This window comes from Staphylococcus pasteuri, assembly GCF_003970495.1.
Lineage (GTDB): Bacteria > Bacillota > Bacilli > Staphylococcales > Staphylococcaceae > Staphylococcus > Staphylococcus pasteuri.
In genome coordinates this window covers 182,304-208,402 of record NZ_RXWW01000061.1, presented here as the reverse complement: position 1 = coordinate 208,402, position 26,099 = coordinate 182,304, and the positions used below count along the sequence as shown (strand labels likewise).

At 32.3% G+C, this 26,099-nt stretch carries 25 protein-coding genes and 2 pseudogenes; 5 read left to right on the top strand and 22 right to left on the bottom strand.

The features are described from left to right. Positions 1-70 precede the first annotated feature (70 nt). Positions 71-1,063, top strand: a complete 993-nt coding sequence (locus CD121_RS09200; RefSeq protein WP_017636549.1) for a D-lactate dehydrogenase — start codon at positions 71-73, stop codon at positions 1,061-1,063. Positions 1,064-1,120: 57 nt separating this feature from the next. Here CD121_RS09200 and CD121_RS09195 read toward each other — a convergent pair whose 3' ends face one another. Continuing rightward, entirely contained in the window at positions 1,121-1,927 is an 807-nt protein-coding gene (locus CD121_RS09195; protein WP_029056097.1) for a Cof-type HAD-IIB family hydrolase, read from the bottom strand. A gap of 182 nt (positions 1,928-2,109) precedes the next feature. After that, on the bottom strand, positions 2,110-2,724 hold the full coding sequence (gene srtA, locus CD121_RS09190; RefSeq protein ID WP_029056096.1) for a class A sortase SrtA: 615 nt from the start codon (positions 2,722-2,724) through the stop codon (positions 2,110-2,112). 204 nt (positions 2,725-2,928) lie between these two features. On the opposite strand from srtA, the gene CD121_RS09185 reads away from it, so the two are divergent. After that, positions 2,929-3,426 carry a GNAT family N-acetyltransferase gene (locus tag CD121_RS09185; protein WP_119622361.1) on the top strand — a complete coding sequence of 166 codons (498 nt, stop codon included), beginning with the start codon at positions 2,929-2,931 and terminating at the stop codon, positions 3,424-3,426. A 36-nt stretch (positions 3,427-3,462) separates the two neighbouring features. Here CD121_RS09185 and CD121_RS09180 read toward each other — a convergent pair whose 3' ends face one another. The 5 genes and pseudogenes from CD121_RS09180 to xylB form a co-directional block, all read right to left on the bottom strand. Further along, a complete protein-coding gene (locus CD121_RS09180; protein ID WP_096807728.1) occupies positions 3,463-3,636 on the bottom strand; it encodes a hypothetical protein in 174 nt (57 codons plus the stop codon). 174 nt (positions 3,637-3,810) lie between these two features. After that, positions 3,811-4,710 carry an L-serine ammonia-lyase, iron-sulfur-dependent, subunit alpha gene (gene sdaAA, locus CD121_RS09175; RefSeq protein WP_017636553.1) on the bottom strand — a complete coding sequence of 300 codons (900 nt, stop codon included), beginning with the start codon at positions 4,708-4,710 and terminating at the stop codon, positions 3,811-3,813. 12 nt (positions 4,711-4,722) lie between these two features. Beyond that, positions 4,723-5,403: an L-serine ammonia-lyase, iron-sulfur-dependent subunit beta gene (gene sdaAB / locus CD121_RS09170; RefSeq protein ID WP_126567999.1), complete on the bottom strand. Its 681-nt coding sequence runs from the start codon at positions 5,401-5,403 to the stop codon at positions 4,723-4,725. Positions 5,404-5,405: 2 nt separating this feature from the next. Next, positions 5,406-6,449, bottom strand: coding sequence for a PTS sugar transporter subunit IIC (locus CD121_RS09165; RefSeq protein ID WP_017636555.1), 1,044 nt, complete (start codon positions 6,447-6,449; stop codon positions 5,406-5,408). A gap of 488 nt (positions 6,450-6,937) precedes the next feature. Then, a pseudogene (xylB, locus tag CD121_RS09160) lies at positions 6,938-8,417 on the bottom strand (xylulokinase). A 233-nt stretch (positions 8,418-8,650) separates the two neighbouring features. Here xylB and CD121_RS09155 point away from each other — a divergent pair. Continuing rightward, a complete protein-coding gene (locus tag CD121_RS09155; RefSeq protein ID WP_017636557.1) occupies positions 8,651-9,316 on the top strand; it encodes an MBL fold metallo-hydrolase in 666 nt (221 codons plus the stop codon). A gap of 7 nt (positions 9,317-9,323) precedes the next feature. On the opposite strand, the pseudogene CD121_RS09150 reads toward CD121_RS09155, so the two are convergent. The 6 genes and pseudogenes from CD121_RS09150 to pgsB form a co-directional block, all read right to left on the bottom strand. Next, a pseudogene (locus CD121_RS09150) lies at positions 9,324-9,500 on the bottom strand (IS5/IS1182 family transposase); the annotation flags it as partial. Between the two features lie 378 nt (positions 9,501-9,878). Then, complete coding sequence (locus CD121_RS09145) at positions 9,879-11,480, bottom strand: gamma-glutamyltransferase (protein ID WP_017636559.1); 1,602 nt, start codon at positions 11,478-11,480, stop codon at positions 9,879-9,881. 2 nt (positions 11,481-11,482) lie between these two features. Then, positions 11,483-11,644, bottom strand: a complete 162-nt coding sequence (locus CD121_RS09140; RefSeq protein WP_017636560.1) for a hypothetical protein — start codon at positions 11,642-11,644, stop codon at positions 11,483-11,485. Next, the gene (locus CD121_RS09135) at positions 11,634-12,707 is read right to left on the bottom strand and encodes a CapA family protein (RefSeq protein WP_126567997.1); all 1,074 of its coding nucleotides are present in this window, start codon (positions 12,705-12,707) and stop codon (positions 11,634-11,636) included. The genes CD121_RS09140 and CD121_RS09135 overlap by 11 nt, the downstream gene beginning before the upstream one ends. A 26-nt stretch (positions 12,708-12,733) precedes the next feature. Continuing rightward, positions 12,734-13,186, bottom strand: coding sequence for a poly-gamma-glutamate biosynthesis protein PgsC (gene pgsC, locus CD121_RS09130; protein ID WP_002450119.1), 453 nt, complete (start codon positions 13,184-13,186; stop codon positions 12,734-12,736). A 1-nt stretch (position 13,187) separates the two neighbouring features. Beyond that, positions 13,188-14,345 (bottom strand): poly-gamma-glutamate synthase PgsB, encoded by a 1,158-nt coding sequence (pgsB, locus tag CD121_RS09125; protein ID WP_026083444.1) that lies wholly within the window; start codon positions 14,343-14,345, stop codon positions 13,188-13,190. Between the two features lie 453 nt (positions 14,346-14,798). Between pgsB and CD121_RS09120 the strand changes: the two genes are divergently transcribed. Further along, positions 14,799-15,128 carry a hypothetical protein gene (locus CD121_RS09120; protein WP_029056088.1) on the top strand — a complete coding sequence of 110 codons (330 nt, stop codon included), beginning with the start codon at positions 14,799-14,801 and terminating at the stop codon, positions 15,126-15,128. Positions 15,129-15,184: 56 nt separating this feature from the next. On the opposite strand, the gene CD121_RS09115 is transcribed toward CD121_RS09120, so the two are convergent. The 4 genes from CD121_RS09115 to CD121_RS09100 all read right to left on the bottom strand — a co-directional run bounded on the left by CD121_RS09115 (position 15,185) and on the right by CD121_RS09100 (position 18,089). Then, positions 15,185-16,159: an alpha/beta hydrolase fold domain-containing protein gene (locus CD121_RS09115; protein ID WP_119622362.1), complete on the bottom strand. Its 975-nt coding sequence runs from the start codon at positions 16,157-16,159 to the stop codon at positions 15,185-15,187. A gap of 78 nt (positions 16,160-16,237) precedes the next feature. Further along, complete coding sequence (locus tag CD121_RS09110; protein WP_046467001.1) at positions 16,238-17,086, bottom strand: YitT family protein; 849 nt, start codon at positions 17,084-17,086, stop codon at positions 16,238-16,240. Between the two features lie 190 nt (positions 17,087-17,276). Beyond that, positions 17,277-17,618 carry a thioredoxin family protein gene (locus tag CD121_RS09105; protein WP_046467000.1) on the bottom strand — a complete coding sequence of 114 codons (342 nt, stop codon included), beginning with the start codon at positions 17,616-17,618 and terminating at the stop codon, positions 17,277-17,279. Positions 17,619-17,681: 63 nt separating this feature from the next. Beyond that, positions 17,682-18,089, bottom strand: coding sequence for an acyl-CoA thioesterase (locus CD121_RS09100; RefSeq protein ID WP_017636567.1), 408 nt, complete (start codon positions 18,087-18,089; stop codon positions 17,682-17,684). Between the two features lie 215 nt (positions 18,090-18,304). Here CD121_RS09100 and CD121_RS09095 point away from each other — a divergent pair, with 215 nt between their 5' ends. Beyond that, positions 18,305-19,360, top strand: coding sequence for a zinc-dependent alcohol dehydrogenase family protein (locus CD121_RS09095; protein WP_029056084.1), 1,056 nt, complete (start codon positions 18,305-18,307; stop codon positions 19,358-19,360). Positions 19,361-19,718: 358 nt separating this feature from the next. Here CD121_RS09095 and ptsG read toward each other — a convergent pair whose 3' ends face one another. From ptsG to cidR, 5 genes are all read right to left on the bottom strand, one after another. Beyond that, a complete protein-coding gene (gene ptsG / locus CD121_RS09090; protein WP_029055995.1) occupies positions 19,719-21,785 on the bottom strand; it encodes a glucose-specific PTS transporter subunit IIBC in 2,067 nt (688 codons plus the stop codon). Positions 21,786-22,014: 229 nt separating this feature from the next. Next, on the bottom strand, positions 22,015-23,754 hold the full coding sequence (locus CD121_RS09085) for a pyruvate oxidase (RefSeq protein ID WP_126567994.1): 1,740 nt from the start codon (positions 23,752-23,754) through the stop codon (positions 22,015-22,017). A 44-nt stretch (positions 23,755-23,798) separates the two neighbouring features. Next, positions 23,799-24,488, bottom strand: a complete 690-nt coding sequence (locus CD121_RS09080; RefSeq protein WP_017636570.1) for an LrgB family protein — start codon at positions 24,486-24,488, stop codon at positions 23,799-23,801. Continuing rightward, a complete protein-coding gene (locus CD121_RS09075) occupies positions 24,485-24,877 on the bottom strand; it encodes a CidA/LrgA family protein (RefSeq protein WP_017636571.1) in 393 nt (130 codons plus the stop codon). Before CD121_RS09075 ends, CD121_RS09080 begins: the two co-directional genes overlap by 4 nt. Positions 24,878-25,091: 214 nt before the next feature. Further along, positions 25,092-25,970, bottom strand: a complete 879-nt coding sequence (cidR, locus tag CD121_RS09070; protein ID WP_119622363.1) for a cidABC operon transcriptional activator CidR — start codon at positions 25,968-25,970, stop codon at positions 25,092-25,094. Between the last annotated feature and the right edge of the window lie 129 nt (positions 25,971-26,099).

Genomic DNA, 26,099 nt, shown 5'->3' with positions numbered 1-26,099 from the left:
TTACTTATTTTTTATATCATACTATTTGTTAAACAACTTTTTATAATTTTTGAAATGGGGTAATTTCATTATGACAAGAATAATGTTTTTCGGTACTAGAGAATATGAGAAAGAAATGGCGTTAAACTGGGGTAAAAAGAATAATATAGAAGTCACTACTTCACCTGAATTACTTAGCAAAGACACTGTTGATCAACTTAAAGATTATGATGGTGTTACGACAATGCAATTCGGTAAACTTGAAGACGAAGTTTATCCTAAATTAGAATCTTATGGCATTAAACAAATTGCACAGCGAACTGCTGGATTCGATATGTACGATTTAGAATTAGCTAAAAAGCACGGTATCATTATTTCAAATGTACCTAGTTATTCACCTGAAACTATTGCTGAATACTCTGTATCAATAGCATTACAATTAGTACGTAAATTCCCTGCTATTGAAAAACGTGTACAAAATCACGATTTCACTTGGGCAGCACCTATTATGTCACGTCCTGTTAAAAACATGACTGTAGCTATTATCGGTACTGGACGTATTGGTGCAGCAACTGCGAAAATCTATGCTGGTTTCGGTGCAAAAATCATTGGTTATGATGCTTATCCAAATGAGTCACTCGATTTCTTAGAGTACAAAGATTCAGTAGAAGAAGCTATTAAAGATGCTGATATTATTTCTTTACATGTACCAGCAAATAAAGATAGCTATCACTTATTTGATAAAGATATGTTTGCCAAAGTAAAAGAAGGTGCCGTGCTAGTTAATGCTGCTCGTGGTGCCGTATTAGATACAAAAGCTTTAATTGACGCTGTTAATAATGGTCCTTTATATGGAGCAGCTGTTGATACTTATGAGTTTGAATCACCTTACTTCACATTTGATTGGACTAATAAAAAAGTTGAAGATGAAACGTTATTAGAACTCATTGAAAATGAAAATATTTTATTAACACCTCACATCGCTTTCTTCTCTGATGAAGCCGTTCAAAATCTTGTAGAAGGTGGATTAAATGCTTCATTATCAGTTATCAATACAGGTACTTGTGATACACGTTTAAATTAAGTGTATAAATAAAATGCGACGTAGTGATTCAATTAGAGTCACTTCGTCGCATTTTTATTATTTGTGATTATCAAGTACCATTGTTTCAATTGTTGTTAACACGCCTTGCTCATCATTACTTGGTGCAACGTCATACGCTATATCAAACAATGAGGCGTCTTGACTATTTTTCATTACATAACTATATTGCGCTAGTTCTAGCATGTCCTTATCATTATTTGCATCACCAAAAGCCATCAATTCAGAAGGTTCTAATCCCCATAATTCAAGCAATCTATGTAAAGCTTGTCCCTTTGTCATATTTGGCATAATAATATCAATACTATCATGACCACTTGATACTAATTTAATAGTTTCTGGGAAACGTTCTTGTAAATCTTTATCTAATTGTGGATGTGTTTCTCTATTAATGTTTAAAGCTATTTTGACATATTCATCTTCTGGTAAATTTTGTAATTGGGATATTTCACTTAATTGATGGTAATAAAATTTTGTATCCTCTTTAAAATCTTCTGGTGTGTCTTCTAAAATATAGGCACTTTCTAAACCACATACAACTAATTGATTAATTTGTCTTTCTAAATTTAAATAATCAATGACGTCTTGATAATCTTGATGATTAAAACTTCGATATTGATATAATTCGTTACCTTTATATATCACTGCGCCATTTTCTGCAATAAAAAACATGTCTCTCTCACCAAAAATAGACTTTAACTTTGCATATTGATTTCCACTAGCAGCTATAAATTCTATGCCTTTACTTTTTAATTCTTTAAAAATTCGTTCGAAACGTTCTTTATCGAATTGTTTTTTTGAATCTAAAAATGTCCCATCCATATCAACGGCAATTGCTTTAATCACATGTAGTCCCCCTATCTCATCTTTATCCTAATTATAGACAACATTTCAAAGACAATGAAGATGACCTATTCAGACTGAAACTATATTCACAATTTGAAATTACTTTCATTATTGAAAAATAAAAATGATGAACACCTTCACCATTGATTCATAAGAAGTTGTTCATCATCTAAATATCTTTTCTATTTAATTTCTTTCGCGACAAATATTTTACGTTTTTCCCAAACTCCAGTTTCTTTATTATAATTATCACAAGTAATCAATGTTAATTGATTTTTTTCACCTTTGTGTTCATCTAATACTTTCACATCAGATGGATCAACATCTCTTATACTTGTCATTTTATATTTTCGTGTCTCATTACCAACTTTAAAGTAAACTTTACTTCCCTTTTTGGCAGCTTTCAAATTAGTAAATTGATAATGTGGTCTGTCAGTAAATGTATGACCTGCAATAGAAATATTTTGATCGCTTAGAGATTCGTTACCTTCCGCAAAGCTAACACCACGATTTAATTGTTCTGGTGTAGCTGGGCCAGGGTAAACTGGCTCTTCAATTTCAGCATCTGGTACTTTAATATATCCAGCCATTTTAGATTTATCCTTAGGAATTTCTGGTGTTTTATCTTTGGAATGTTCACTTTGTTTACTTTCTGTTTTATCATATTTTTCGATTTTATCGCTATTATCTTTTTCATGGAAATAATTATCAATATGAGGTTTAGCAAATAAATATATTGCTACTAATATTAAAATGACACCGACTATAGTCATTAATCGATTTGTCCATTTTTTCATAAATGTTTCTCCTTTAACTAAAAACGATATCATTGAGACCAAATTTAGTTATACTTTTATTTTGTTTTTAGTATATCATTAAACATTGTTCACTACATCATCTTTGAATAAAATTTTGATTTCATTTAATGATACAAAATTCAAAATATATAAATCTTGCAATCTTTATTTAAATAGTTTCTAATTGACTGAGAGGTGATTGAGATGATTAGAGAAGCACAAAAATCAGATTTAGAGGCTATATTAACGATATATAATGATGCGATTATTAATACTACTGCAGTATATACGTATGAACCCACAACTATAGAAGAACGTATTCAATGGTTTGAAAATAAAAATCAGAAAAATGAACCTGTTTTTGTTTTTGAGGAAGATAATATCGTTCAAGGATTTGCTACTTATGGTTCTTTCAGAGATTGGCCTGCATATCTTTATAGTATTGAACATTCAATTTATGTTCACCCTAACTATAGAAATGGTGGTATTGCATCACAATTATTATCAAAATTAATTGAGGAAGCACAACAAAGTGGATATCGTACAATTGTTGCAGGTATAGATGCCTCCAATATAGGTAGCATAAAATTACATGAGAAATTTAATTTCAATCATGCTGGCACTATTACGCAAGTAGGTTATAAATTTGAACAATGGCTTGACCTTGCTTTTTATCAACTTGATTTATATAACATAAAATGAGATTAAGTCAGATTGAATATCCATTACTTAACCTCACTAGCTTTCCCTATTTTCAATAACAAAACGAATGTAATAAAACATGAACACAATGATCATACTTAGCGATAATGATTTGAATAATAAATTCACCCAAGTTCCCTCTGATGTCCACAAATACGTTATCGTTGTGTTAATGATGAATGCTATAAAAATTAAAGTTAAACGTAGCATTGCACCAGCCCCTTTAAAATTATTTTATTTATTGGGATGTGCAATTGCAATAAGTTTTTTTAATCTTCAGAAAAAATAAATGATTATATTTCCATATATTAATAAAAACATATGAAAAAAGCACTTAAGTACCAGAGTTATCCGGCACTTAAGTGCTAAATTATGATTAATGAATTAGTTGTTTTTTACCATATCTTCAGCTTCACCAAAGATTTTACGTTTAATTTCTTCACCAGTTGGTGTTCCTGCTAAACCACCTAAACCAGTTTCACGTAATGATGCTGGTAAATTTCTACCAATTTTATCCATAGCGCTAATCACTTCGTCAACAGGTATTCTACTTTCAACACCTGCTAATGCAAGGTCAGCTGAAATTAACCCATTACCTGAACCAATTGCATTTCTCATAACACAAGGAATTTCTACTAGTCCAGCAACTGGGTCACAAACTAGACCTAACAAGTTACTGATAGCTAATGCCATTGCATGCCCTGATGCTTCTGGAGAACCACCAAAAATTGCTACTGCTGCTGCAGCTGCCATTGCTGATGCAGAACCTACTTCTGCTTGGCAACCACCTGTTGCACCTGCAACACTAGCATTATTAGCAACTACTCTTCCGAATAATGCTGCTGTAAATAAGAAATCCACCATTTGATCTTCAGTAATATTATGCGTTTTTTCTAATTTAAATAGTACGCCTGGGATTGTACCCGACGATCCAGCTGTAGGTGTTGCACAAATGATACCCATTGCTGCATTGACTTCATTAGTTGCTACCGCACCTTTAACTGCTTCAATCATTTCATGACCTGATAGCGCATGATTATTTTCGTTATAATCACGTAGTTTTGCTGCGTCATGTCCAGTATAGCCTGTAACACTTTCTACACCTTCGCCCGTAGTACCTTTAACTACAGCATCTCTCATTACTTCTAAGTTTTGTCTCATGTTTTCACGTACTTCATCACGTGAAAGTCCTTTAAGTTCCATTTCTTCTTGGATCATGATTTCTGCAAAGGACATATCTTTTTCAACTGCATAATCTATAGTTTCTCTAATTGAATCAAACATTTTGAATCCCCCTTAATTAATATAGGAAACGGTAAAATCACTGTATTTGTCTCTTAATGTGTCTAATGCTGATTCTTTGATTGCTTTATTTAATGGTAACACTACTAAGCTTTTATCATCATTAATTTGAGTTAATTCATCTTTGTATTCAATTGACATATCGTTTAAATCGTTAATCAAATGATTGATTTGCGCTTTATCTGCCGGTCCATCTACAGTTAAAATCGGTAAACCATGATTCATTTTCGTTTCTAAACCATTAACATGGATACCTTTTATCTTGATAGTTCCGCCACCAATTGAAATACCGATAACTTCTATATAGCGTCCGTTTGCATCTTTAGCTTTGATGAAAGCACAGTTTGGATGTTCTCCAATACTTTCTCCTTCATCTTCAATAATTTCTACTTCAATGCCTTCTTCTTCTGCGATGCCTAATGCTTTTTTAATTCTATTATCAAATGTACTATAACCCATTGCACCACCGACAACTGCAACATCTGTGCCATGCCCTTGATGTGTTTTGGCAAATGATTCATAATAACGAATTTCTAAACTTTTAGGTACATCACCTAAAACCGCTCTTGCTGAGTTTCCGATTTTTACTGCTCCGGCTGTGTGAGAGCTTGATGGACCCATCATAACTGGTCCAATAATGTCAAACGCACTTTGATAATCATAGCTTTTAGCCATCACTAAACACTCTCCTTAAGTTTGTTCTTTTTGCTCGGTACATTTAAACTTAAATTCATTAAATTGAATTTTTTAATAATCATACTCATGATGAACGCTAGTATTATACTTACAATAGCTACAATTACAATTGTAATAATCGCTCTAACTGGTTGGTTGAAACCGAATAATACGATCGCACCAGCAATTGGTGTTGCCATACCTTTAACGCCGATGACTACGCCCATAAATGTCACGATACAAGCGTTAACCATACCTATTATTGCATTTGAACCGTAAAGCTGTACTGGATATTGTGCGATTAAATCAATTTGAGTTAATGGTTCAATACCAACTGCAAATGCTTTAGACTTACCACCAATGTGTAATCTACTGAATAATACGTAGTTTACAAATGAACTTCCCATACATGTCATTGCACCAATTGCCATCGGTACTCCTGTTAGTCCTAATAAGCTTGTTAATACCATTGAACTTAATGGTGTCATACCTGTTACTGGTATTACCAGTCCTAAGATAATTGCTAGTGCATATGGGTTATTGTCGCCAACTGAAGTTACCGCACTACCAATTTGTTTAAGTGTAGCCATTACTCCTGGTGTAATAACGCTTGCTAAACCAAATGTAATTGCTGGAGCCAATAAAATAACAACAATTAAATCTAGTCCTTCTGGAACTTTTTTCTCTATTAATTTAATTCCAAAAGCCACAATATACGCTGCAATAAATGCTGGTAATAATTTGAAATCATGTAATACTAAACCAACAATAACTGCAAACACTGGAGATACGCCTAAATTTAAACAAGTTAGTATACCTACTGCTATACCACTTAAGCTTCCTGCTAAATCACCAATTTCTTGCAAAAATTTAATGTGGAATACGCCACCAATTGCATAACTTAAAAACGCTTGAGGTAAAAACGTTGCACAAGCAGCTCCTGATAAAGCTTGCAACCCCTGTTTACCGTATGGCGCGAATTTTAAGAATAGCGTCATAATTACAAGTACTAATACTAAAGTACCCACTCCTAAGATAATATTCATTTCCCCAAAACCTCACTTTTATATTTTTAAGCCATAGTTATCGTACACCCTTAAGAAAGCGATTTCAACAACTAAAAAGGTTTAATTAAGACTAAAATGTGAAATCATTCACGAATTAATTGTAAAATGCACATTATATAAACTTAATACGTTTATATAGTAATTCTATTAGTGGTTTGTATTTTACATGAAAATAAATCTAATTGTAAAATCACTCTATTTCGTGTAACATTTTTACAACCATAATGGCGACTTAACTATTCTAACGCTTATACACTAAATTTGTAACAAATTGCTCACAATTTTTTAGAGATTTTTATCACAAATTTGTGTAATAAATAATTATAAAGTGAATTATTACATTATAGTAAGGTTTTACACTTAATCAAAACGTTTCATACCTTCTCATTCCATTAATAATTACCATAATTAAATAAAACGGCGTGGTTACAAATTTCATTTTGCACCACGCCCCTTCATAATTTATATTATCGAATTAACATTGCTGTTATTTCTTTAGTTTGTTTATAGATATCTTTATATATATTGAAATAATATTGATATTGATGATGTCTGTCTATATTAGGTTCGAACGTTGTATCTGTTTGAATAAATTGCTCAACACATTCTTCAATAGAGTTATACCAACCTAATCCATATGCTGCAAGTATAGCAGCTCCCATGCTTGGTCCTTCTTCGTGTTTTAATTTTTTAACCGATGCATTGAAAACATCAGCTTGTAATTGTAACCAAAAATCACTTTTTGATCCGCCACCGATAGAAACTACGGTATTTATGTCTTTACCTTCTTGTCGAATCAATTGTATAGATTCATACAGTGAATACGTAATGCCTTCAATCGTTGCTCTAACAAAATCTGAATGTTGATGTTGATCACTGATACCAATAAAACTTCCTCTAATTAGTGCATCACCATGTGGTGTACGTTCTCCAGCTATATATGGGGTAAATAGCAATCCATTGGCACCTATCCTAGATTGTGATGCTAGTTTTATAAGGTTGTCGAAGCTTTCATTTTCAAAGAACGTATCTTTTAACCAATTTAAACTATGACCTGCTGCTAAAGTTACGCCCATCGCATAATAAGTGTTAGGAATCGCATGATTAAAGAAATGAAGATTATTTCCATATTCTGTTACACTTTGATGTTCTACATTTAATATTACACCTGACGTACCAATACTACACAACGTTTCTCTATCATGAATAATACCTGCCCCTAAGGCACCACATGCATTGTCTGCACCACCAGCAAAAACAGCTACGTCTTCATTTAAACCTAACTCACTAGCAATTGAAGGTAATAAATAGCCTACACTCTCATGTGAATTAATAAGTGGCGGATATATATCACCAATTTCAAACTTATCGCCAATATCTTTATTTCATTGATTAGTCTTAGGATCTAATAACAATGTTCCAGCAGCGTCACTATATTCCATATGTATTTGACCAGTAAGTCGATAACGCAAATAATCCTTAGGTAACATAAAACGATCAACCTGTTTCCAAATATCTGGCTCATGTTGTTGCACCCATAACATCTTTGGTAATGTGAACCCTTCTAAAACAGGGTTACCATTTACTCTATTACCTAATTTGTTGATAATTTGCTTACATTGCTCTGAATTTCTTGTATCATTCCACAATATTGCGTTTCGTAATACGTTACTTTGTTGGTCAATCATGACTAAACCATGCATTTGTCCTGAAAATGACATACCTTTGACTACGGTATCTTTCATTTTAGAAGATGCTAGTAAACTAGAGATGGCATCTTTTGTTGATTGAAACCATTCTTCAGGATCTTGTTCGCTGTAACCATTATGTTCTTGTATTAATGATAACGATGAATTGGTCACATCAAGAACATTACCTTGTCGATTTACTGCTATCACTTTAACAGAACTTGTGCCTAAATCTACCTCCGAGAACTATTTCATCCATTTATCTCACACCTTTTATTTTATAACATTAAATGATCTAGTTACTGGTGTTGCCTTAGATAATCAATACAACTCTATCTAATTAATATTTCATACTGTTTCATCTTAATATACACACTAAAAACTGTCTATTTAATGGTAATTAGACATGTTATTCATTAATAAGAATCTTTCAAAATAAAAAGGGTAAATATAATAAATCAAATTAAATCTACTCACAAAGGATGAATGTATATGAATCATAATCAATTTGAACATTTAAAATATATTGATGAGGGACTTTATGCAACACCAACAACTGAATTACCTTTCGACTCTAGATTTGAATTTAAATCATTAGTTTTACAACGAGATTCTGAAAATGTCATCATTTATCATTCTTCTCATTTAAAAGAATCAGAAAAGGATATTAACGCTTTAGGCGGTGCAGATAAAGTGTTAATGAATCACGATCATGAATCTTTAGGTGGTAGCAAAAGCATTGATGTACCTTATTTTATAAATGAAAATGATGCTTCAGCTTTAAAACCTAGTATTCCTGTCGAAGGTTATCTAAATCAACGCGAAATGTTATATGATGATTTAGAAGTGATTCCAGCCCCTGGCCATACACCTGGAACAACATTATATTTATGGGATAATGGTAAACATCGCTATTTATTCACTGGTGATTTCCTATGCTTTGAAGGTGATCAATGGCGTACAGTTATTCTAGGTTCAAGTGACAGAGAACAATCAATACAGAGTCTTGAAATGATTAAAGAATTAGACTTCGATGTACTTGTTCCTTGGGTCACAATCAAAGAAGGACCACTTGCCTACTATGTAAAAAATGATGAAGAAAAGCGCCAACAAGTCCAAAATATTATTGATCGAGTACGTAATGGTGAAAATGTTTAATAAAGTATAAAAGAAAAATAGGATGATATGACGTAGCATCACGATAATGTTTGAATTCATCGAATTCATTAAGTTGAATTGTTTCAACGATTTCATTAACATGTCGCGACATATCATTTGTGGGAATATGGACTGAAGTTTCCATAGGTAGCGTATGTTGAATCATGTTATAATCTTTATACATAAGTCACTTCGTTTATTTAGTTTAGTGATGTTTATTAAATTATACGAAAGTGCCTTATTTTCCCAAAGTGTTTTAATGTAAAATTACATATAAATACGTAGTATTTATGGCAAGACTCCTGAGGGAACAGTACTAGTTGAAGACCTTAGAAATTCTCACAGATTTATCTGTGTAGTATTTCTGGCTGAAACTGTACCATCGGAAGGGACCCAACACAGAGAAACTGATTAAATCAGTTTCTACAAGCAAAGCAAGTTGGGCATAGCGTAGCCATACAATACGAAGTATTGGGTATAAAGTAAGCACTAAGATGATTAAAATAAATCATCTTAGTGCTATTATTTTAGTATTTATTTCACAGCCTGTTGTAGATATATCTTATCTGTTACCGACGTCTGAACCGACGTCTACTTTCTTACTTTTCTTGTCGTATACTGCTCCTTGTACACTACCAAAGTTTGGATCATTTCGTTTTTCCTTCACACCATATCCAAGATTTTTGAAAATCTCTAAGTCTTCGTCACTCGTAGCATTTTCATAATAAATGGTACCACCATCATTGTAGAATCTTGGTTTGTCGACCGCTTCTTGTAAGGTACCGTCACCTCTTAAATAATCGACAATGACTTCATTTAACATTGTTGGAATTTTGTTACCACCAGGAGTACCAATACCCATATAGAAGTCTGTACCTACTATAATTGATGGCGAAATAAATGAACGTGGTGCTTTATGTTTTTCACCATAGTTAGGACTTGCTTGAGATTTAGAGAAGTCTCCTAATGAGTTGTTCATATAGAAACCTTCCTTCATAAAGTCACCTGAACCAAAGTAACTTGATAATGTATTGGTAGTACTCGCAACTTTACCTTGCTTATCAATAACAACAAAGTGTGTTGTACTAGTATTATCTGTTTGAATTGGATTAAAATCACTTCCACCTTCAGCTGTTGTACCTACATTTACTTTGTTCAATTCACCTAGTAAATAATCATCTGATAAATGTTCTTCGCTACTAGGTTCCGCACCATTTACAATGTCACGATTGCTATACATAACATCACGAGATTCTAATATACCTTTAATGTAGCTATTACGATCAGCAGTACCTTGATTTTCTTGTTCATCTATTTTTAATCCTTGTAGTGTCAATGTTCCTCCTAGAGGATTTGAAGCTGAATAAACCTTGTTTCCTAAGTACTCTGTACTTACTGGTTCTTTCTTTTCAGTTTTAAATGTATTGAAATCTTTCTCTGTTAATTGATTATCCAATTGTTTAGAGATACTTTTACCTACATCTTTATAGAAATAATCTGGACCTTTATCACGAATTTTCTTTAATGTATCCGCTAGTTTATCTTGTTTAACAACATCACCTTCACGGACCGTTTTCTTACCTTTAAAGAATGGTGAATTACGATCAATTTTAGAACCATATATTTTCAAACTACGTTCTAATTCTGAATCTACTTCAAATCCATCTTCAGCAAGTGGAATAATATAACCAAAGAGTTTCTTCTCATCCATCTTACCTTCTTTTTCATGCATATCATGCATACCTCTTACGAAACCAGGCGTACCAATTTTATCTCCTTGTTTATAGTTATAAGAAGAATATGTTTTATATTCATATAAATTTGGTACTTGGCCTTCTGTACCATCATAAGTTAATGTGGCGCCACCACCACCTAGACCAGATGAATGAGGTTCAGTAACCGCTAATGCATATGATACTGCGAATGCAGCGTCTGTTGCATTTCCACCATCTTCAATAACCTTGTTACCTATTTTAGTGGCAATCGCATTGTTAGATGCCACACCATAGTTTTTATTTCCAGCCTTTTTATGATTTGTTATTTTGTTCTCGTATAGTTTATCTTTATCAATCTTTTCATCTTTCGTAAAATAGTAAAATACAAACGAAATAATGATGGTCAAGATTAATATGACAGTCAAGGTTGCTTTATTATATATGTTCATTCCTAACTTGCCCCTTTTGAAAGATATTGCTGTTCTCCATTTTTCAATTCTTGCTGTTCATAACTATCTAAACCTTCATTTGCTCTTGCGAATATGACGAGTAGGAAAATAATTACTACAATAACGATTACAGTGATCGGCAGCCAATGTTTTTTAATATTCAAATGTATAACCTCCATCGTCAGCTTTTTTTAAATCAATTGATTGGTCTTTAATATTATTGTAAAAGCGTCTTTGGTCCATTTTGTTCATATCATCTTCAGAAATTTTACCGTCTTTCGATTGAATTGGTGTGAGATGGAACTTATGTTTTTTATCTTTCCAATCATCTTGTACAACCATACCTTTTTGATTTTTCGATAAGAAATCATCTGATGTTGTATTTCCCAGGCTATAAAAAATAGGAGTGTTCTTGTATTTTTCGACTTTTTGAATAACTGAATTATGTCCAATAATCACATCTGCTCCTGCTTTGGATAAAGCATGGGCATATTCTTTTTGACGATCTGTAACGTTTCTTTCGTTTGGAATTCCCCAGTCAACATTAACTACTACATAATCATTATTTTGTTTTAATTTTTTAATTAATGGATAAAAAATATCTGGATCCAAACTGATAGATGTCGTATTTTTAAGTGGTTCTGCATAATTTGATTCTACATCTGTAAATGATACATTAGCTATTTTCTTACCTTTAACATCTTGTTGCACGGTTTTACTATTAATAGGGTTAGAACCATTCCCCGTTAGGAAATTATACCCAGCTTGCGATTCTACCTTTTCCATCAAGTCTCTTGCAGTAACATTATCTGCAGTCTGATTAATTAAATTTACACTTTTAATGTTCTGCTTTTTCAAGAACATGATGTTTTCTAAATTTTTCTCAATCTCTTTCTTAGAATCTTTAGCAAAGTCATTCACTAACAATGATGCCGTTGAAAAGTCACTATTCTTCAGTGGCTCTTGTAACCCTGAAAATACACTATTGAGATTATTTTGACGTATATGTTTATTTAATGTGATATTACCCAAATAGGTCAGGCGAACGCTGTTTGGATCTTTTGCATCACTTTTCACAGGTACCACTTTAACTGCGCGAATAGCGAAGACTATTAATACTAAAGCGATAAGAAGAACTATGGCTGTGTATAAAGTGTTTCTACGTTTATGACGTTTAGATTGTTTGAGCAACCATTCGCTTGGTGTTAATCGTTTTTTCTTTTTCATTGTAATTACGCGCTCCTTGTTCTTGATTAATTAATAAAACTGTATAAGAACAAGATGACATATGTAATACATGTTAATAACATAGTAGATGATAATGTTATTACAACACCTTGTTTTTGAATTGTGTTCGCGATGATACCAGGAATAACTACCCCAATACCAGACACTTCGACCATTTCAAATGGGGTTAATGGATATATCAAATCAAATATAAATTTTAATACCATACCTGTTAAAATCATGGCAGCGAATTTTCTTCTACCATATAAAATAACCCATTTACTAATACCGTTGTTTACAATAAAGAATGTTAAACAACTGATAATTAATACTGATAAAAGCATGATGGGTTGATCAAAAATTAATGCTAAATAACCAGGTACTACCAGTCCTGCTGGATTAATACCAAATTTCTCAGCGAATATAAGACTGAGAACAACACCTACAAATAAGGAGAAATATAATTCTGAACCTATCATTTTATTCTATCCCTTCTATGAATTCCGCTATTCTTCCACCTGGTCCGTGTATGTTACCTACACAAAAGACAAGTGCATTGTCCGCTTCTTTCATAATAGCTTTTTCTATTTCTGTAAAATCTTGTCCTTCAAAATTTAAATATTTCTTATCAGGTAATCGATGCATCAAATCTGATACCATTTGTGTACTTTTTCCGGTACAGATAAGCGTATCGTATTCCACATCTTCTAAGAAATCTTCAACAAACAATTTAGTTCTATCAATTCTATCTGAACGACAATTTAATATGACGATTTTCTTACTATAAGGATAATTGTATGATTCTACTTTATTTAATATCGCTTTCGTAGATTTTGGCTCATTAGCAGCAAATGCATTAACAAAAACATTTTTCGTGTTATTTGCATGGAAATATTTAATTCTAACTGCACCTGGATCTGCAGGCGCATTTAACATTCCTTCTAACGCTGTTTCACTATCAACGCCTACTGCTTGGGCAATGCCTAATACAATAGCCACATTATCTGGAAAGACTAAATAATCAAATTTTCTTAAGTATGATTCAGGTATTTTATCTTTATCAACAACAATTAATTCTGTTTTACGTTTTTTAGCTTCTTTAGCAAAAAAGTCTGTAAACTCATCTTTCATAACAACCAATTTCCCTTTATAAGGAATGGTTGCGGTAAACGCTTGTGCTACATCTTTTAGTGTCGGTCCTAATACATCCATATGGTCTTCCATTACATTAACGATAACGCCCACGTTAGCTTTTACTAAGTCCTTCTGGAATGTAATTTGATAGTCAGGATTGACAGCCATACATTCATTTACAAGTGCATTGGCTTTTTGTTTAACAACTTTACGAATGATATCTCTTTGTTCACCTATATTGGCACCTTGAGGTTTTCTTATTACTGGATACTCTTTTTGAGTAAACCAATACATCATTCGTGCGTCTGTTCCTGTTGTTTTCCCTATGACTCTATAGTGATCTTCTCTCAATACACTATATGCCATTCGAGTAATAGTTGATTTACCTCGAATACCATTAATATTAATTCGTATAGGGATTTTCTTAAGTCGATTCGCATGGCGCCTTTTTTCTTTAATACCTAGCCATAGAATCAACACAACACATATTGTTATGAGAATCACGCTACAATCCCTCTCTTTTCTATGTATATTGAATTGTTAATGGAATGGAAATTTATTTTTCTCTATAAAGTATGAAAAAAATCTATCCAATTATTAAAACGCTTCCATTAATATAAATCTTATAAAAACAATTAATCAAAAGTCAATATGTATTAAATATTCACTTAAAACTTAAAATAAAAAATTACTTATCTATAACTTATAGTAGTAGACTATCATTTGGTTATTGATTCAGTTTTAACTCTTTTAATTAACCATTAAAATAATGTAAATAAATGTAAAGGCTTACTTGCAGAATAGGACATATTGTTAATCATTTAGACTGTATTTGGTTACTAGCCTTGACATACCTTGTATTGAGAAAGACATATATTTTTTACTAGGAATTTACATTAAATTAAAAAACAAATGTTAAATTAAGAGTGTAGTTACTCAGACCTTAGGAGGAGAAGAATGGAAAAGTCAGTTAAATTTGCTATTGGAATTTATTTAGCAGCTATTTTAATAGTGACAACACTTTACTTATCATTCATTCTAGTTGGAAGTTTACAAGGAAAAGACATGAGCAATTCTGTATTAGATACAGATCACACTAAAATAAATAATAAAACACGTAATAGCGATGAAGCCGTAGACTCTAGTTTGAAAAATGAAGATGCTTCATCAAAAGAACATTCATATACATCTACAAATTATAAAAATGTTGATTCTAAAGACTCAAATCAGCATCAATCAAAACAAATAGATAACAAAACAGCGAATTCAAATTATCAAACATATTGATAAATGAATTCGCTGATATACTCAATGTAAACCCACTCATTTTATAAGGAGTAGGGTTATTTTTTTTTAATAATTTGTTTAAGTTGATTCAAGACGTCTTCTCTTTCGGGAAGAGGAAATATAGGATAAATATGAAACAAATTGTCACCTTGTATAAATTCATGTTCAATCCCTTTTTGATCAAGCATTTTGGATAATTTAAGCGCGTCAGGATACAATGTTTCTTTAGTACCTATGACAATAGTCAAGTGACCGAGATGATTCATATCACCATTAATAGGTGAAATTCTATAGTCATCTAAAGGCGTATCCCCTGCCCATAAACCTGCTAAGTATTTGCTCCCTTCAATACCTAACATTGGGTCTAATTGTTCATATTTTTTCGTTTCTGGATTGCTAAATGTAGCATCTAACACAGGTGATAATAAGACAATATGCCCTGGTTGTGGCAATGATTTATTATTTAATGATTGTGCAAATGATAAGGCAATTTGACCACCTGCTGAATCACCCATAACAATAAGTTGATCCGGATTATCTACTTTATTAAGTAAATTTTGATAAATTTTATGAAGGAGTACCTCTGTCGTTATATAATCTCTATGTGGCACTTTAGGATATATAGGCATTACTATTTTAGCGTCTAACGTTTCTGCAAGTAAGTCTATAAATTCAAAGTGATAATCTAAAGGATCTTGAAACCAAGCGCCACCATGAATATATAATACTGTCCTTTGTTGTCGGTCACCTTGATTGTTAACAACATAAACTAATGAACCAAAGTAATCTTGGATACTAACGTTATGGTTAAATTCATATTCAGTACCTGCATACTTACCCGCAGTTTCATCTTTGGTCTTTTCAAGTGCTTTTTTAGCGCCTTCAACACTATCGAACGTGCTTTTCATTCCATTTAATCGCATCATTTTTTCTTGAACGAAACTACGATAACTTCTCTGTTCTTTGACTTTAGCGAATAATATACTACCTACTAAAGTAGAACTTATCACAGCTAGAACTTTCTTGAACATTGAAATCCACCTCCTTTATCCTTTACTTCTATAATATAATAATTTCGAATTTTTCGCGTTATAAAAGTCTTTTTAAGTTTATTTAATATTCATAAATCCGTTACCTAAAACGTCTCTTACATCATGAATAACAAGAAATGCATTGTCATCATAACGGTTAACAATTTTCTTTACTGTAGCAATCTGACTTTGAGATACTACTGCATATAATATATCTGTATTATCTAATTGATAAGCACCTTTACCATCTAACAATGTTGATCCTCTTCCAGTAGCTTGGTATATTTCAGAACTAATATCTTTATTATGATCTGAAATAACTGTTACTGCTTTTTTAGGATTAAATCCTTCTACTACAAATGCCATCGTTTTTTCGACAATAAATAGCATAACGATTGTATATAGTACATTAGTGATAGGCAACACTAGTAAAAATGATAGTACTACCAATGCGTCTAATATAAATAACGCTTGGGATGTTTTAACTTCTGAATATTTACTTATAATACGTGCAATGACCGATGTACCACCTAATGTACTTCGTGATGCAATAACTAGGCCTGAACCTATACCGATTAATACACCAGCAAAGACTGCATTAATAAAGTTTTCATTAATTCCTAAACTAAAACTTTTAGTTAAATCTAAGAAAATGGAGCTGGCTGTAATCGTAATCACTGTATAAATTGCCGTCGTTTTACTCAAATATTTCCAACCAATGATAATTAAAATAGCATTAATGAGGAAAGATGTAAGCGCCGGTGATAAACCTAGGGTATATTTTAATACAAGGGACATACCAATAGCGCCGCCCTCACCAAGGTTACCAGGTATCACAAAACTATTTACACCGAGCGCAATTAATAGTGTTCCTACAAGACAGAAAACTGTATTTTTAATATGATAAGTACGAGAATGTTTTGCCATTTTAGCCTCCTTCTGTAACACTGCTTAAATCGTTACTATCGTATTTTTATATAAAAATTTCACACGTTTTCTATCATAACACTTAATTATTACACGTCCCACCAACTCGGGTTAAATCGTATAATGAGAATTTAGTATATAAAAAAACACTCGAACATTAATTTCATTCGAGTGTCTGTAAACCTATTTATTATTTTGAACTTTCGTATATTTGTTCATACATCGGTGTTAACTGGCGTTCAAATTTTTGTAAATCAATAAACCTACCTTGTCTATGCATTTCTTTACCATTCATAAATATTAAATCTACAGGTACGGTAAAAATAGATAATTCTCCTGCAATATCTGTTACTTCATTTTGATTAATAATAGCTAATTTCACTTGAGGAAACGTTTCTTGTAATAAGTCTTTCACTTGAGGTAACACGGCATGACAAACACTACAGTGATCTCTCATCACATGAACTACAACTAATGGATGTTGATTAATGAAAGTTTTAAATTGTGCTACATCTCGAATTGTCTCAGTCATACCATACACCCTCTCGAGTTAAAATTAGTACAGATCATCTTTAATATAAGTACGAATTTCACTTTATTTCATTATATCTTGAAAAACTTGAGGTAACTTCGTTATTTTTTGCTTTTCTAAATCATAAAAACCACCTGTTTGGTAACCTATACAATGTACTTTATCTTCAGATGAGATTTCAAATTTGAATATCCATTTCATTTTACTTGCTTTAATCATCCAACAACGTGCTCTCGGTCTATCGTGTATCGTTACTGGTACTTTATAATCCGCTTCCGTTTTCATTAAAATTGGTGAAATGCCTTTAGATATCATTTCTGAATAATTCATATATTGATTAATAAAAATGGTACGTAAATCTTCAAACCATCTTATAAACACGATATTACTTACAATCCCCATTGCATCAATATCATATCCATTTACTTCTATCTCTGTATCAACAATTAATTTGCCTTCTTCAGTATCCATTATTAATTTCTCCCTTATATCTATATTCATGTCTATTTTAAGCTATTTAAACATTATTTTCATCTTTGTGGACTTTAACATGTTTACCGGGTCTCTTTTTTATAACTATATTATTCTATTATTTATAATCATTATTTTAATAGAAAACAATTCAAAAATTTTAAATTATGGTATAATAGATGTGAAATCATTCACATTAAAATGGAGGAATTCCTATGAAAGCCTATAATTACTCAAAACCTGGTGTAGCAAAGTTAATTGATAAGGAAAAGCCAGTCATTACAGAAAGTACTGACGCTATTATTAGAATGGTCAAAACGACTATTTGTGGTACAGACTTACACATTATCAAAGGTGATACTCCAGAAGTACCTGAAAATACAACACTTGGTCACGAAGGTATCGGTATTGTTGAATCAGTTGGATCTAATGTGAACAACTTTAAAGTTGGAGATAAAGTCATTGTCTCTGCAGTATCTTCTTGTGGTAAATGCTATTACTGTAAAAAAGGTATTTATGCACACTGTGAAAATGACGGTGGATGGATTTTAGGACATTTAATTAATGGTACACAAGCAGAATATGTTAAAGTTCCTTTTGCAGATAACTCGTTATATCACGCACCTGACTCATTACCAGATGAAGCTTTAGTTATGCTTTCAGATATTTTACCAACTGGTTATGAGATTGGTGTATTAAAAGGAAAGGTTAAACCCGGTAGTACTGTAGCTATTGTTGGTGCTGGACCAGTCGGTTTAGCTACATTATTAACTGCACAATTCTATTCTCCATCAAAAATTATTATGATTGATTTAGATGATAACCGTTTGGAAACTGCTAAATCACTTGGCGCGACGCATACTATCAATTCTAGTAATGTTGAACAAGCTATTAAAGAAGTCTATGAGCTCAATCATCGCGGCGTCGATGTCGCTATTGAAGCTGTAGGTATTCCTCAAACGTTTGATTTATGTCAAAAATTAATTGGCGTCGACGGTACAATTGCTAATGTCGGTGTTCACGGTTTACCAGTTCAATTTGATATCGACAAATTATGGATCAAAAATATCAATGTCTCTACTGGTTTAGTTTCAGGTAATACTACAGAAGAACTATTAGAAGCATTAAAAAGTAAAATCATTCAACCTGAACAACTCGTTACTCACTATAGTAAGTTAAGCGAGATTGAAAACGCATATGATTTATTTAGAAATGCTACTGACCATAAAGCGATTAAATTATTAATTGAAAATGATATTACAGAAGCATAATCTTTTAGATATAAAATAGACTGTGACATGAATCCTAAAATAATAGCACTAAGATGATTTATTTTAATCATCTTAGTGCTTTCTTTATACCCAATACTTCGTATTGTATGGCTTCGCTTTCCAAGGGTACAGTTTCAGCCAGAAATACTACACAGATAAATCTGTGAGAATTTCTAAGGTCTTCAACTAGTACTGTTCCCTCAGGAGTCTTGCCATAAATACTATGTATTTATATGCAATTTCATACTAAATTACTTAAAAAAATAATAAAATAGACAATTTCTATATTATTCCAATAGAAATTGTCTATTTTCACTTGTCCAAGAACTTTATATCCCTGATACTTTATCTCTATTAATTATTTAACTTTCATAATACGTTTACTTGGCTCAACATCTTTAATATCGTCCACTGTTAACGTTTTGTTATCCAAGTTTGTGATAACTAATGGTGTCACAATGCTTGGTGCATTTTCTTTAAGATATGCTAAGTTTACTTTCATTAATGGTTGACCTTGAGTCACTGGTTCATCCGCATTGACTAAACTTTCAAAACCTTCTCCATTTAACTTAACTGTATCTATACCAATATGAATTAATAATTCAATTCCTGTATCAGATTCTAATCCAATCGCATGTTTTGTTGGGAATATTGTCTTCACTGTACCGTCAAATGGCGCAACGATTTCACCTTTTTCAGGGATAAATCCAATACCGTCTCCCATCATTTTTTCAGAGAATACTTTATCAGGTACTTCAGATAATGGAATAATTTGTCCAACACCTGGCGCATAGATTTCAGTTTCAGCAATATTTTCTACGTGTACTGGTTCTTCTGAATCTTCTTCAGTGACAGTTGTTTCACTTGGTTTAGTAATTTCACCACTCATGATTTTTGCCATATCATGTTTAATTTGATCTGATTTTGGACCAAAAATAGCTTGCATGTTATTACCAACTTCAAGTACACCAGAAGCACCTAATGCTTTTAGTCCTGGTACGTCTACTTTTGCTTTATCATTAACTTCAACACGTAAACGAGTGATACAAGCATCTAAATGTTTAATATTCTCTTTACCACCCATTGCATCTAATACATCAAATGGTAATTTAGCCACACTTGAATTTCTGACTTCTTGTTCTTTATCTTCTCTACCAGGCGTTTTTAAATTGAACTTTCTGATAGCAAAATCGAATAAGAAATAATAAACCAGTGCATATACGATACCTACTGGAATAACTAATAACGCATTTGTTCTATGCCAGTTTAATAATCCGAATAATACATAGTCTATGAATCCACCAGAGAATGTCATACCAATTTTCACACCTAATAAATGCATAATTAAGAATGAAGAACCTGCTAATACAACGTGGATTGCATATAACAATGGCGCTACAAATAAGAATGAGAACTCAAGTGGTTCTGTAATACCTGTTAAGAATGATGTTAATCCTGCTGATAGCATCAAACCACCAACAATTTTTTTACGTTCTGGACGAGCATTTTTATAAATAGCAAATGCTGCAGCTGGTAAACCAAACATCATAAATGGATATTTACCAGTAGTAAATGTACCAGCAGTAAATGGTACACCGTCTTTTAATTGAGCCATCCAAATACGTTGGTCACCACGAACCAATTCACCAGCATGGTTTGTATAATGTCCGAACTCGAACCAGAATGGTGCATAGAAAATATGATGCAAACCAAATGGAATTAGTGAACGTTCAATAACACCAAAAATAAATGTTGTTAATACTAAGTTTTTCGTTAATAAGAAGTTTGATAAATCATTTAAACCTGTTTGAATAGGTGGCCATACCCAACTTAATACAATACCAACAATAATTGCGGCCACAGATGTTGCTATAGGGACGAAACGTTTACCTGCAAAGAATCCTAAAAATGCTGGTAACGTAATATTATAGTATTTGTTATAACACCATGCGGCTACGGCTCCCATGATAATACCGCCAAACACACCAGTTTGTAGTGTAGGGATACCTAACACTAACGCAAATTCAGGTTGTTTAGCAGCTTGACTTAATTCTTTAGCACCTTTTGCATAAGAGAAGATATCATCAATTGTAATATTTAAATATTTACCCATAGTGGCATTCATAATTAAATAACCAACTAGTGCTGCTAATGCTGCTACACCATCTCCTCCTGCTAATCCAAGTGCTGTACCGACTGCGAATAATAGTGGTAAGTTGTCAAAAATGACTTGTCCTGCTGCTTCCATAATAGAAGAAATCATAACAAAGACATTATTTGTTAACCAAGGCGCAATTTTGACTAACTGTTCATTGTGCATTGCATTCCCAAATGCAAGTAAAATCCCAGCTGCTGGTAAAATTGCCACAGGTAACATTAACGCTTTACCTATACGTTGCAATTGCCCAAAGAGCTTTTTAAACATATAAAAACATTCCTCTCATATTGTAGTCATTTACATGTACATAAAAAAAGACATGAACAAACAAGACCATAATAAATGGCCAAATGTTTGCTCATGCCTGCATCACCAGTAACACGCAAATGTTATTTTTAATTTAAATATAGTATACACATTAGCTGAAGCGTTTACAATAGTTTATTTTAAAAAAATCTCAACCAAAACGAGTTGGTTGAGATTTATAGAATCTATATTATAAGAAACGTTTTGTTGCTACTGAGATTGGTGGGATTTGATCAAAGTCTAAATGTTTATCTTCAGTAATTGATCTGTATGCCCATTTACCATAACCAAGTGCTTCTGAGTTAACAATTTTACCTGGTAATGGTGCAGCATTAGGGTCAACATGTACATCAACGATAGTTGGAACGTTTTGTGACATTGCTTCTTCAACAATATCATCTAAACGACTAGCGTCTTTAACTGTATAACCTTTACCGCCAGCAGCTTCAGCGAATTTAGCATGATCCATATCAGAGAAATCAATGGCATATTCTAATTCACCAGCAGCTTGTTGTTCATATTTAATGAACGCTAATTGTTTGTTGTTTAATACGAAAATTGTTAATGGTAAGTCGTATTGAACTGCAGTTGCAAAGTCTTGCATTACCATTTGGAATGCGCCATCCCCTGCAATTGCTACTGATTGACGGTCTGGGTAAGCAACTTTAGCTGCCATAGCACCTGGAAGTGCACAACCCATAGTACCTAACCAACTTGAGATCATAAATTTGTTATTTACACCTAAGTTTAAATAACGAGTTGACCATACTGTTGAAGTACCAACGTCTGCTGAAACAATAGCATCGTCTTTTAAGTTGTCATTGATAGCTTTCATTAAACGTTCTGGACGTAATGGTGAATTATTATTATTTAAATCTTGTTCCATCCATTTATCCCATACTGCTTTACGTTCTAAAGTTTTGTCTAAGAATGGACGTTTAGCAACGTGTTTAATGTTTTCGCTTAATTGTTCTAATGCAATTTTAGCGTCTCCTAAGATACCAACGTTGATATCGAAACGGTGACTAATATGTGCTTCATTAGTATCAATTTGGATTGCTTTAATATTTTTCTTAGGTAAATATTTAACGAATGGGAAGTTAGTACCAATCATAATTAAAAGATCTGCATCTTGGATTGTTTGATATGATACTTTAGTACCGATTTGTCCTAAGTTACCTAAGTTGTATGGATGATCATCAGCAAGGATTGCTTTTGCTGGTAATGAATGAATAGCTGGGATTTTAGCCATTTCTATAAATTCACGTAATTCATCTTTAGCATGCTGTGCACCAACACCGAAAAGAACAACTGGTTTTTTACTTTTATTGATTAATTTAGCAGCTTTTTTGATGTTTTTGAATTTAGGTGCAATTGCTTTAGGTTTAGTTGTATTTACTGGTTTGTTAGTAGTGTCTTTAATTTGTTGAGTTAATAAGTCATTTGGACAGATGATTACTGCTACACCTTTTTGCTCATAAGCTGTACGAATCGCTTCATTAATGATTTCAAATACGTTGTCGCCTTTTTGAATTTGGTGGTTATAAACAGCTACATCTTCACATAATTTAGATAAATTAGTTTCTTGGAAAGCACCAGTACCTAATTTATCACTATTTGTTTGACCAGAAATAACTAATTGAGGAACGCTATCCATTTTAGCGTCATACATACCATTTAATAAGTGGATTAAACCAGGTCCACCAATACTTAATGCTACTCCGATTTTACCTGTAATTCTTGTATAACTACCAGCAGCTAAACTTGCTACTTCTTCGTGACGTACGTGGTAGAATTTAAATGAGTCTCTTACTGTACGTAATGAGTCAACTACTGCGTCGATTGAGTCTCCTGGTATACCATATAAGTGATCGATGTCCCATGCTTCTAATGCTTTAACTAATGCTTCATTTGCTTTGATTTTTGCCATTTTTCCAAATAGCCTCCCTTTCTATTTATATGAGTTTCTTCCCTTTAATAGAACAATAAAATAAGTATTGGTATTAAAATCGAACTGATTACTGCAGTTAATATCATACCAATCGAACTAAATGCGCCTGATTCTATATCTAATTCTAGTGCTTTTGCTGTACCGAAAGCGTGAGAAGCGTTACCATATGTTAAGCCTCTCGCGATTGAAGATTTAAAGCCTCCCATACGCAATAGCATTGAACCTAGAATACTGCCTATTAACCCTGTAGCTATTATAAAAAGTACAGTCATTGTATCTGTGCCGCCAAGTTCGTTAGAAACTTCTATCCCAACAGCTGCTGTGATAGACCTTGGCAACATAGTAACAATCGTTTCTTTTGAATAGCCGAAGATTTTCAACGTTACGTATACTAACATAAAATTAAGTATTACACCAGTTAACACGCTCGTGAAAATCACAAAAAGGTATTTCTTTATCTTATGTCTGTTTTGATAGAGTGGATAAGCCAAACAAACGACCGTTGCGTTTAATATATGATTTATCCATTCTCCACCTTTCATGTATCCTTTATAACTAATATCAAACATAAGAAGTATCGCTATAATGATAATTGATGCAATTAATGCTGGATTAAGAAATGGATTTTTATATTTGTCTTGCAGTTTTTTAGAAATAACATATACCACAATCGTTATAATTATCATAACTGCTGCTTGTAATATGTTATTCATAACTCATCCATCCCTTTTCCTATATCTTTTCTGTTCACCAATTTTTCAGCGATATAGCCTGAGGATAATGCTACTAAACATGTTCCTAAAATAATAATTAAAAAGAACAATAGATAGTTAAGCGTAATGTCTGATACTACATCCATAACGCCGACAACAGATGGAATAAAGAAAAACACCATCGTTTTTAATAGGAAGTCTGCACCTTCATTCACCCACGATACAGGAATTATTTTGAACTGTAATAATAGGTAAAAAATGATGAGACCTACAATACTACCTGCTAAAGGGATGTGTAATAAGCGCTGCACTTCGGTACCGATGAATGAAATAATTAAAATAAGTACGAGTTGTACAATAAGATGTATGAAATCTCTCACCTTATGCATGCTATCTTTCCCTTCTAAAAAATTTGTCTAAATTGTTACAACAATTTTTTAGTGATATTTATAATTATAGTCTTCCTTTTTCTATTATTAAAATACATTTTTCGAATACTAAACATTCCTCAAATATATGAAAGCGTTTTCTTTTGTAAAGATTAATTCTATTATTATAAATGTTAAAATTTTAAGTCATATGAATATTTTAAGGAAATTTATGTTAGGTTAATCTATCTCTTAAATATTCTATCCATTTATTAGTCGCATAACTAAGACGTTTATCCTTTTTCCATACTAGTCCTAGTTCCCACTCTACATTTGCATCTTCAATATTAATGGCACATACATTTTTGTTCATCAATTGAGTAATAGAAAGTGGCAAAATACTTATCCCTAATCTATTACTGATAAGATTTTCAATCACATTCCATTGAGATATTTGAGAAACCATATTGGGTATAAAACCGGCATTTTTAGTTATTTCTATAATTTTATCATTTAAGTAAAAGTCATCATTAAATAAGATAAAGTCTTCGTTAGCTAAATCTTTAATTTTAATATTTTGATACTTGGCTAATGGATGGTTTTGGTTTAATACGACACACAACGATTCCTTATTAAATGACAGAGCTTCAAAATATTGATGATCGACAGGAAGTGTCGTTATTCCTAAATCTAATTCATCATTTAAAATTTGTTGTTCAATTGATTTTCCACCGTGTTCAACAAAGTTAAATGTCACATTAGGGAATTGAAGATGAAAGTCTCCTATCATACCTATTATAGTCTCCATATTCATCACTGCTGATAAACCAATGTTAATATGACCGGTTTCTAAACCATATAAACTACTGATTTCTGACGGTAAATTTTCATATAAGGAGATAATCTCTTTGCTTTTATTGAAAAAGATTTTGCCAGCATCAGTTAAAACAAGTTGCCTCTTTCCTCTATCGAACAATGGTACTGCCATTTCGTCTTCAATATCTTTAATAGCTTTACTAATCGTAGGTTGAGCAATATATAAAAACTTTGAAGCATTTGTCATACCACCTTGTTTCACAACCTCTACAAAATATTTCATATGTTTAATATCCACTAATGTCACCTACTCAAAAAGTTTGTTCCTATTATTATACATTATCGCTTTTGTTTTAATGTGGTTTAAGTATTTCAGCTCTTATATTGGCTTTTATATTGGCTTTTATATTGGCTTTTATATTGGTTT